9 protein-coding genes and 2 riboswitches are annotated in these 9791 nt (G+C 34.2%); all 9 genes read right to left on the bottom strand.

Annotated features, from left to right (window positions below; genetic code table 11):
- Positions 1-18: 18 nt before the first annotated feature.
- Positions 19-423, bottom strand: a complete 405-nt coding sequence (locus JOD07_RS10920) for a zinc-binding metallopeptidase family protein (RefSeq protein WP_330636274.1) — start codon at positions 421-423, stop codon at positions 19-21.
- A gap of 92 nt (positions 424-515) precedes the next feature.
- Positions 516-1874, bottom strand: a complete 1359-nt coding sequence (locus JOD07_RS10915) for a PFL family protein (protein ID WP_158738831.1) — start codon at positions 1872-1874, stop codon at positions 516-518.
- 26 nt (positions 1875-1900) lie between these two features.
- On the bottom strand, positions 1901-2170 hold the full coding sequence (locus JOD07_RS10910) for an ACT domain-containing protein (protein WP_158738830.1): 270 nt from the start codon (positions 2168-2170) through the stop codon (positions 1901-1903).
- A 43-nt stretch (positions 2171-2213) separates the two neighbouring features.
- On the bottom strand, positions 2214-3587 hold the full coding sequence (locus JOD07_RS10905; RefSeq protein ID WP_204613985.1) for an alanine/glycine:cation symporter family protein: 1374 nt from the start codon (positions 3585-3587) through the stop codon (positions 2214-2216).
- 154 nt (positions 3588-3741) lie between these two features.
- A riboswitch (glycine riboswitch) is annotated at positions 3742-3825 on the bottom strand.
- A 3-nt stretch (positions 3826-3828) separates the two neighbouring features.
- Positions 3829-3908, bottom strand: a riboswitch (glycine riboswitch).
- Positions 3909-3955: 47 nt separating this feature from the next.
- Positions 3956-4354, bottom strand: a complete 399-nt coding sequence (locus JOD07_RS10900) for a hypothetical protein (protein ID WP_158738828.1) — start codon at positions 4352-4354, stop codon at positions 3956-3958.
- Positions 4355-4359: 5 nt separating this feature from the next.
- Complete coding sequence (gene thpR / locus JOD07_RS10895; protein ID WP_204613983.1) at positions 4360-4914, bottom strand: RNA 2',3'-cyclic phosphodiesterase; 555 nt, start codon at positions 4912-4914, stop codon at positions 4360-4362.
- A 57-nt stretch (positions 4915-4971) separates the two neighbouring features.
- The gene (locus JOD07_RS10890; protein ID WP_158738826.1) at positions 4972-5850 is read right to left on the bottom strand and encodes a DNA-processing protein DprA; all 879 of its coding nucleotides are present in this window, start codon (positions 5848-5850) and stop codon (positions 4972-4974) included.
- Positions 5851-5939: 89 nt separating this feature from the next.
- Positions 5940-7610, bottom strand: a complete 1671-nt coding sequence (locus tag JOD07_RS10885; protein WP_204613976.1) for a sensor domain-containing diguanylate cyclase — start codon at positions 7608-7610, stop codon at positions 5940-5942.
- Positions 7607-9655, bottom strand: a complete 2049-nt coding sequence (pilM, locus tag JOD07_RS10880; RefSeq protein WP_204613967.1) for a cell division protein FtsA — start codon at positions 9653-9655, stop codon at positions 7607-7609. The genes JOD07_RS10885 and pilM overlap by 4 nt, the downstream gene beginning before the upstream one ends.
- Positions 9656-9791: the final 136 nt, after the last annotated feature.

Genomic DNA, 9791 nt, shown 5'->3' with positions numbered 1-9791 from the left:
TATCGGTTATATGACTCCTCAACAGCTTGAAGATGCTTTAAGAAAAACTGCATAAAAATTTGAGTTTTTGTGTCTACTATATTGACATAAATCCATTGTTCCTTCTGCTTCAATAAAATCTCCATTAACTTTCAAATGAATAGGATCTTTTAAAAAATCATGCTTTGTATCTTTATTCTTCTCACACACCATATCCATATGGCCTTGTAAAATAACAGCCGGTGCATTCTCATATCCTGGGGTTCCAGGTTTTTTAATGATCACATTCAGCGCATGATCTTGAATAGCTTCTAACTGATGTTTTTTCGCAAACTCGACCAGATAATCACTGATTCGCTTTTCATTCCCAGATCCTCTGGGAATTTGACTGATTTCTTCGAAATACTGCCACACACTTTTTGGTTCCAATCCTTCTAAAACCATCTTCCTATCATTCCCTTTCTATAATAATCATTATAAAAACCAAGTCATATATCTATTTTTGACTTGGTCTTATTTAAATATAACATATGTGATTAATTTTTAAAACTATGAATTGGTGCCGGAATGCGTCCACCACGATTAATAAAATCTTTGCAGCTGAAATTATTTACCGGCATAATAGGTGCATAACCAAGAAGTCCTCCAAATTCAACTATATCTCCTACACCTTTTCCAATTACCGGAATAATACGAACAGCAGTCGTTTTGCTATTAATCATTCCTATTGCCATTTCATCAGCAATAATGCCTGAAATTGTCTCTTCAGATGTATCTCCGGGAATTGCAATCATGTCAAGACCAACAGAACATACACAAGTCATCGCTTCTAATTTCTCTAATGTTAATGCTCCCGCTTCTACTGCCCGAATCATCCCTTGATCCTCACTGACAGGAATAAATGCCCCACTAAGACCTCCTACATAGGATGATGCCATTACTCCACCTTTTTTTACGTTATCATTTAGTAGTGCCAAGGCAGCAGTTGTTCCAGGTGCACCTGCATTCTCCAACCCCATTTCCTCCAATATTTCTGCAATACTGTCTCCTATAGCCGGAGTAGGTGCGAGGGACAAATCAATGATTCCAAAAGGAACATTTAATCGTTTAGCGGCTTCCTGAGCAACAAGTTGTCCCACCCTTGTAATTTTAAAGGCTGTCTTTTTAACCATCTCGCAAAGAGTCTCAAAATCTTTTCCTTTTACGGACTCCAGAGCTTTTTTTACAACACCAGGTCCACTGACTCCTACATTGACAACGCAGTCTCTTTCTCCAACTCCATGAAAAGCTCCTGCCATAAAAGGATTATCCTCTGGTGCATTGCAAAATACAACAAGTTTTGCACATCCTATAGAATCTTTTTCCTTAGTGTTTAGGGCTGTCTGTTTTATAATTTTCCCCATTTTTTTAACAGCATCCATATTAATTCCTGAACGGGTAGTTGCTAAATTAACCGAAGAGCAAACTCTTTCCGTTTCAGCCAATGCTTGTGGAATAGAATCCATCAGAATCTCATCGGAAGGATTTGAGCCTTTTTGAACTAAAGCTGAAAAACCTCCAATAAAATTCACTCCTACTTGTTTGGCTGCACGGTCCAATGCATGGGCAACGGATACATAAGAATCCGTTTGGCATCCTGCTGCTGCTATAGAAATCGGTGTAACCGATATACGTTTGTTAACAATGGGAATACCAAATTCTCTTTCAATTTCTTCTCCTGTTTTTACTAAATGCTCTGCTGTTTTTGTAATTTTATCATAGATCTTTTGATTAAAACGATTGATATCACTATCTGCACAATCCTGCAAACTGATTCCAAGTGTAATGGTTCGCACATCCAGCTTGGCTTCTTCAATCATTTTATTGGTTTCTTCTACTTCCAAGCGTGTAATCACTGCTTTTCCTCCTTTGCATTAAGGAATTAAATACGATGCATGCTGTTAAAAATCTCTTCTCTTTGAAGCTTGATGACAACGCCAATTTCATTACCTAAATTCTTTAAATCCTCTTCATTTTTTTCGAAAGTTTCAGTTGAATTTGATAAATCCACGATCATCATCATATTAAAAAATCCTTGAACAATAGTTTGAGATATATCCAATATATTAATTTGCCTTTCTGAAAGCAGTGTGCAAACCTTTGCAATAATACCAACACGATCTTTTCCCACAACAGTAATGATGCCTCGCATTCTTCTCGTGCCCCCTTTTCATTTTAAAACAGTTTAACACATTTTACTTAGCATAATCAACAGCTTTCAATTCTCTTTTTTTCAGCAATGCAAAATACATTTTTGTCTCATTGATGACTACTCCGCTTAATCCAATTAATCCAATTAAATTCGGTATTGCCATTAAACCATTCACTATATCTGCCAAAGTCCAAATCATATCTAATTTTAAGAATGCCCCAATTCCTACCAAAACAATGTATATAAGTCTATAAGGTTTGATCCCTTTTACACCAAACAAATACTCAACACATCTTTCTCCATAATAATTCCATCCCAGTATGGTAGTAAAAGCAAAGAATATTAAGCCTATGGTTACAATATATTGTCCTATACCAGCGATAGGCAATCCTACACGAAATGCCTGATTGGTCATTGCAGCCCCTTCAAGTTCTGAGCTCCATGCCCCTGTAACAACCAATACAAGACCTGTCATCGTACATACAATAATAGTGTCTATAAACGTACCTGTCATCGAAATAAGTCCTTGTCTTACACAGGATTTTGTTTTTGCAGCAGCTGCTGCTATTGGCGCACTTCCTAAACCAGATTCATTAGAGAAAACCCCGCGGGCAATTCCGTTTTTAATGGCCATCATTACAGTTGAACCAAGAAAGCCCCCTACTGCCGCCGTTGTTGTAAATGCACTTTTAATAATAAGAACTACCGCTTCTGGAATGGCAGAAGCATTAAAAATTAATATAATCACTCCACCAACAATATAAAATATAGCCATAAAAGGAACGATCAACTCTGACGCCTTTGAAATCGTTTTGATCCCTCCAAGAGTTACCATTGCTACCAAAAGTGTTAATATAATTGCTGTAATCCAAATAGGTACATGCAGACTATCTTTAGCTGCAGTGCTGATCGCTTGCACCTGCGCAAAGGTTCCTATTCCAAAACAAGCCACGAAAATTCCAAACAGTGCAAAAAGCTTTGCAAGCCATTTATTCCCTAAACCTTTTTCAATATAATACATAGGCCCTCCGGACATTTGTCCGTTTTCATCTACCACACGATATTTAACTGCTAAAAGTCCTTCTGCATATTTGGTTGCCATTCCGAAAAATGCCGCAACCCACATCCAGAACAAAGCTCCAGGGCCACCAGTTTTAATTGCTGTAGCAACCCCTACAATATTTCCTGTACCAATTGTAGCGGACAATGCAGTACATAGGGCTGCAAAACTGGATACATCTCCTTCGCCTGAGTCGTCATCCTCATCTTTTACAAATAAGTAACGGAGCGCCAAAGGCAACTTAATAACTTGCAATAATCCTAATCGGATTGTCAGATATATTCCTGTTCCCACCAGTAAAATTAAAAGTGGTGGTCCCCATACCCATCCATTTAATGTGTTTAAAAAATTCATCATGTTGCTTCCTCCTTATTTTCTGATTAATATTAAAATGATGTTAGGAAGAGATTTTAAATGAACACGTTCATTACAATAAAAAAAGGCCAAAATAGGTTGGCCTCTGAAAAACGCAAAAAAATATAACTATGCATTATTGCATAATATATATACGCTCTGTCCTTTTACCTGAGAGTTTCACCACAATCATTGATTGCGATTTACTCCTTCGGTGTTCATTTAATGAATCTCTCCAGAGGTTCGTCCAATTACAGTCATGGTACCTGAAAGATTTACTTCTTCGGTGGATGGATGTTTCCATCTCTCTCCTGCAATCTTCATCCGAAATATTCAATTGCTTTTTATTCTATCATAATATTTTTTAATTATCAATTATTTTTTATCTTTTCTTTGATATTTTCAATTTCCTCTTTTGAAAGAAAGATCTTTTCCTCTGCAAGCACCTCTTCTAAAAAATCCTCTATATTTCTTGTAGTGGATTCATATAAGATATGAATCATCTTATACTTTTTACACATACTCTCATTAATCATCACTTTTTTAATAACTTCAGATATTACACAAGGTATTATCTTCCACTGAGAAATAGAATGCTTTTTATTTTTAGGCCTATAATATCTATGTATGAAAAATTGGTCAAAGTCCTTTATATATTTGATTCCTTTTTCTTTTAGAAATATGACAATCCTGGTGCCTGTATATTCCAAAGTTTCATTTTTAAACTGTTTTACAAAATGAATATGTGAACGGCGTCTATTGGATGACATATAATTCATTCCTTACCACAGAATCCTTTTTCATAAACCGGAATATAAGTTAACCTTCCGTTGATTCTTCTACTTTCCATAAGAACGATAGAATCCACTTGTATCAATTTGCGATCTACAATGACTTTCGTCCTAATATCCTCAAAAGAATCTTTTACCTGTACACGACGTGCCAAAGTAATATGGGGTTTTAAAGGTCTGCTCTCCTGTGGAATGCCTATCTTACTTAATTCCTCCTGGATCGTATGATATAAATGATCAAGCTTTGACAAGGCTCCTCCCAATCCAATCCAGATAAGATGTTCGTTTTGTCTTTCAAACGAACCCATCTGACCAAGCTCAAGATTAAATCCTGTAATCTGCTCAGTGACCCTGTCCATAGCTTTTTGGATATTTATGATCTCTGATGGATTGACTTCACCAATAAATCTTAATGTAAGATGAAAATTCTCTTTATGAGAAAAATTTCCTTTATAGCAAAATGAACGCACTTCATTTTGAACTTCCTGTAAATAGGATTTTATCTCCTCATTAAAAGCAATCGCAATAAATATCCTCATTATTTCCTCCATATGATATAAGATTTTTATTGATCATAGAATTAATTTATCTTATATTTAATTACTTGCTTTTATAAAGTCATCGATATCTTTGTAGTTTTTTATAGGAACTGCATTCATGTTTAATATGGTTTCATTGCCTTTCAAGGTTGAATACTTATTAAAAGTTTTCGGATATTTCATACATCCAATCTTTTTCTTTTGCTTTCGTGCAAAATTTACTGTATGCATTGTTCCTCCGGTCTCCTCAGTTTCAATAACAATGATCCCTTTACTTAATCCGCTTTGAATCCGGTCTCTTTCAATAAAAGAATAATTTTTAGGTTTTTCAAAAGGAAAATATTCACTTATAAGACAGCCGCCTGAAGCAATGATTTCCTCTGCCAAATTTCTATTTTCTTTAGGATAAATCATATCAAGGCCGTGAGCAAGAACAGCTGCTGTTCTTCCTTTATTTTTTAGGCAACCTAAATGAGCGCCCGTATCGCATCCCAATGCCAATCCACTAACTACCCCTACATTTTTTTTGGCTAAATATCCTCCAACCATTTTTGCAATTTCCTTCCCATAATCAGTAGGTTCTCGGGTACCTATAACCCCAACGCAATTTTCTTCCTTTCTTATAAATCCGTATTCTCCTTTAATAAACAAAAGTAATGGAGGATCTTCTATACCTCTCAATGATAAAGGATATCTGGGATGCTGAAAATCGACGACATCGATGTGAGCTTTCTCAGCCCAGTCAATAATCCGTTTACTTTTTTCGTAAAAATGATGAAGTTGGCTCAATGTAATTTTAAAAAAATTGCTATGGATGATTTCTTTTAAATCATTTATGGTCAATTCATTTTCTCCATAATGACTCAATATTTTATGTACCTTTTTTCTTCTAATACCCGCTGTAAGTAATAACGCGGCCATATCGATGTTATTCATTATAGCCACCTCCTTCCAAATAAAAAGAGACTATTATTTAGTTTAGCCTCTTTTTTAAAATTTATTATCCTGTTGTCAATATATTACATTCATTGCATCACATTTAAATTCAAAACATTATTTTCATTAACACATGCTACTGTTACACGATTTCTTCCCTGACGTTTAGACATATACATGGCATCATCCGCAGTTCTAAGAAGATTTTGTCCGTCCACTTCCGGGAATCCGCTAACACCAAAACTTGCCGTAATTTTAGCTGTTATATCGTCTTTTGTCAAAGTAAATTGTTCAATTTCTTGTCGTAACTCCTCCACAATAAAAGCTGCTTCTTTTAATGGCACATTTGGAAAAATCATAACAAATTCTTCTCCACCATATCTTGCAACAATCCCATGATATGCCTCCACCTTTTTTTGTGCCAAATGAGCAATTGCTTTAAGCACTTCATCTCCAAAGAGATGTCCATAAGTATCATTTAATACTTTAAAATGATCAATGTCAAATATGCCGATAGATATTGGTTCATAATTCAGTTTTGCATTCTCTATCATTTCAGGCATTATTCTCTGCAGATACATTCTGTTATAAACTTTTGTAAGGCCGTCTCTTGCAGCCATTTCTTCCATTTGCTCATATAACTTTGCATTTTCAATTGCTACAGCCACCTGCATAGACACAGCTTTGAACAAATCCGTATTGCTTGTAGAGAAATAATTTTCTAAAGTATGTTCTGCTAAAATCAGTCCATAAGACTTATTTCCTTTATACAAAGGAACAGCAACAAAAGAACCAACATCTCTGCCCTGTAAAAACGAATATTTTTCCTCCCTACAATTATTATTGATTAAAATTTCTTTATCTTTCATCCTTTTTTGCAAAGAACTGTTGGATATACTTGTCTTAAAATTTTCTATGACTTCATGACTGTAAATACTTTTAATATGAAAATCAAGAGTTTCATATTTTTCGTCATACACAATAATCGAACATGTATCCACTCCCAATATCCCCATAATCATATCACAAACCATTTCCAAAAGCTGTTGAATTTCAAGAATGGATCCAATATAAGAACTGGTCTCTTTAAGGATAAATAATTCTGCCACATGATTTCTGAAACTCTCGCTCGTTTTTCTCATTTCCTCTTTTTGCTGTTCCAGTTCTTTGTTGACCAATTCCATATGTTCTTTAATCTTTAATAATTCTTCATTTTTCTTCTGAGTTTGAATAAGCAATTCTTTATATTTATCCGAATTCTTTTCTATTTCATGAATGGTGGAATTGACTATGTATATAAAGAAAATATTAGATACAATCAAAAATAACATGTCAATAAAATTAGTAAGCAAAAAGAACTCTTTTCCAAGCATAATTAAACTAGATATAATTAATGGTATAAAGTAAAAAAATAAGGCCTTCAAATTTGAATGTGTTGAAAAAATTTCAAATAAAATCAACAAGTAAAATAAGACTTCCGGTAATAAGACTGTCTGATCCTGATAAATGAGTATACCCACATAGAGCAATTCAATAATTTTAAAGCAATTATATAAATGATATTTGGGAAGCAATCCTTTTTTGATCACCAAAAATTTAACGCCCATAATGGCTAAGCCTACTGCAAGGAGAAATTTATTCAAAGATATATCATCTGATTTTCCAATCCAATTATTAAGTTCTAAATGAATCATCATTATTACTAAAAAACCAATATGGATACAGGTATATCTTTTTTCTAAAAATTCCAATCTGTTCATATATCAACCGCCTTATTTGATTTATCCCAGTAGATTTCAATCATATCTCCTTGCTTTATTATATCAGTAAAAGCTGCCCTTTTTCCATTTAATTTAAGCACAATATTTCCCTGAGGGTTTTTTAAATCAAAATCAATAAAATTAAAAATATCCACAAAAATATAGCCTGATTTTTTACCCTCCATTATTACTGGATTTCCATTCACTGTTACTGTAACAGAATGATCTTGCAGATGAACAGATAAAGAATCTTCATCCGTTTCACTTACTAATATCGTCTTGTCCTCTTTTATTTCTTTAAAATATATTTCGTCACCATTTTCTATAGAATAATTCAAATCAACTTTTATTCCATTTACAAAAAACTCTTTATCCTCTATCTCAATATCTGCATATCGGGCTAAATCTTCTATAGTCCGAATTTCAAAAAGTTCAATTTCATCATCATTATTAATTTGGGTATTCGGCTGAACTATTACTCCGTTTAACATACATAAAACAGAGAGTTCCATTTCTACATCGTTAATAATAATCTTTTTTACTTTCTTTTCATCAATAAAGTCTTTTATATAAGCTTTTGCAGATTTTCCATTGACCGCTGGTTTAATGACAATCTCATCTCCGTCATGAATGGGCGTATCAAGACTAGCTTCTTTCCCATTTACATAAAGTTCTGCAGGAATTGCAGGCTCTCCCCAAATCTTCTTTCTCTGTTGGTTTAATGTAAAAATGAGAGAAGATCCTTGTCTTCCTAATAAATTCGTGTGATTGAATCCTTTTTGAATACCTGCATCTGCCACAGTTAATTTTTTCGTGTTTAGAAGCTTAACTGTATCTCCATTAACTTTAACTTCAATAAAGTCATATCCTCTTTGTAAAATAGAAGTAACACAAATTCCTATAGGCGTAATAACATCAGGAGATACTAAAGGTTCACATTCATATTTAACATTGATTAATGTATTCCCTCCCCGAAGAGCTACCCTTTCCTTCGGCAGTTTAAGCTTTTCAGAAATTTTTTCAGTCAAGCCCTGGACCTGACTTCCTCCTCCTACGCAAAAAACAGCGTTAGGCGCTTTATTTCCATTTAACTCATAAATTTTGCTTGAAATCTCTTCAGCTAAATGATCTACTGCATCTTCCAAGTATTCAAGCAATTCCTGGGATGTAACCGTATGAGGCAGCCCCAATATATCTGAAAAATAAATAGCCTCTTCTTTTCCTATTTGGTATTTAATTTTTTCAGCAGTCTGAAAATCAACCAAATATTTATGTACAATTCTTTCTGTAATTTCATCCCCAGCAACAGGGATCATACCATAACCAATAACTGCGCCCTCTTTTGTAATAGCAATATCAGAAGTTCCTGCTCCTACATCTACTAAAGCAAGATTAAGAAGTCTTAAATTCTCAGGAATTGCTACATTAATTGCAGCTATAGGTTCCAGGGTAAGGCTGACTACATTTAATCCTACTTTATCCATTACAGCATATAAACTCTCTACAACACTGCGGGGTAAAAACGTAGCCAGTACGTCTGCACCGATTTTTTTCCCTTTATGTCCTTCCAAATTAGTAATCACATATTCATTTAAATAATAGTTTACCACGGAATAACCTACACAAAAGTAATCTATATTTGTATCGTCCAATTCTTCTTTCAATTTGACCTGTGCTTCGTCAATTCCTTTAAGCTCTAATTCTCTGATAACGTCTTTATTAATTTCCTTAACTTCATCCAAATTTTGATCAATTCTAACTAAATAGGTTTTTAATACTCTCCCGGCAGCAGCAATGGCTACGTCTTTTAATTGAATTCCAAGACGTTTTTCTAAAGCTGCTTTAACCTTTTGAACTGTTTGTGCCACTTTAAAAATATCATGAATCTGCCCATCCATCATTGCCCTGGATTCATATTCGATTTGCTCTGACGCAATTACAACAAAATCATTACCCCTTTGAAAACCTAAGATTCCCATGATTGTTCGTGTACCTATATCTAGTCCAAAAACGAGTTCTTCTCTAATATGCCTGTCTAAATTCAATGCCTACACTCCTTTGTTACTACAAATTTGGATGTGGTATAACGAATAAGGAAACTATATGTATATATCTATAATGATATCACAAGTCATAAAAAAATCTAGATGATTTTTTACTCATCTAGACAAAAAATTACAA

It is taken from the genome of Defluviitalea raffinosedens (assembly GCF_016908775.1).
Classification (GTDB): Bacteria; Bacillota; Clostridia; order Lachnospirales; family Defluviitaleaceae; genus Defluviitalea; species Defluviitalea raffinosedens.
The sequence above is the reverse complement of the archived record's forward strand: the minus strand, read 5'-3'. Positions and strand labels throughout refer to the sequence as shown.

What these genes read in the sequence shown, in the direction of transcription:
- JOD07_RS10920 (WP_330636274.1), bottom strand. Translation starts at nt 423, where the DNA reads ATGGTTTTAGAAGGATTGGAACCAAAAAGTGTGTGGCAGTATTTCGAA.
- JOD07_RS10910 (WP_158738830.1), bottom strand. Translation starts at nt 2,170, where the DNA reads ATGCGAGGCATCATTACTGTTGTGGGAAAAGATCGTGTTGGTATTATT.
- JOD07_RS10905 (WP_204613985.1), bottom strand. Translation starts at nt 3,587, where the DNA reads ATGATGAATTTTTTAAACACATTAAATGGATGGGTATGGGGACCACCA.
- JOD07_RS10900 (WP_158738828.1), bottom strand. Translation starts at nt 4,354, where the DNA reads ATGTCATCCAATAGACGCCGTTCACATATTCATTTTGTAAAACAGTTT.
- thpR (WP_204613983.1), bottom strand. Translation starts at nt 4,914, where the DNA reads ATGAGGATATTTATTGCGATTGCTTTTAATGAGGAGATAAAATCCTAT.
- JOD07_RS10890 (WP_158738826.1), bottom strand. Translation starts at nt 5,850, where the DNA reads ATGAATAACATCGATATGGCCGCGTTATTACTTACAGCGGGTATTAGA.
- JOD07_RS10885 (WP_204613976.1), bottom strand. Translation starts at nt 7,610, where the DNA reads ATGAACAGATTGGAATTTTTAGAAAAAAGATATACCTGTATCCATATT.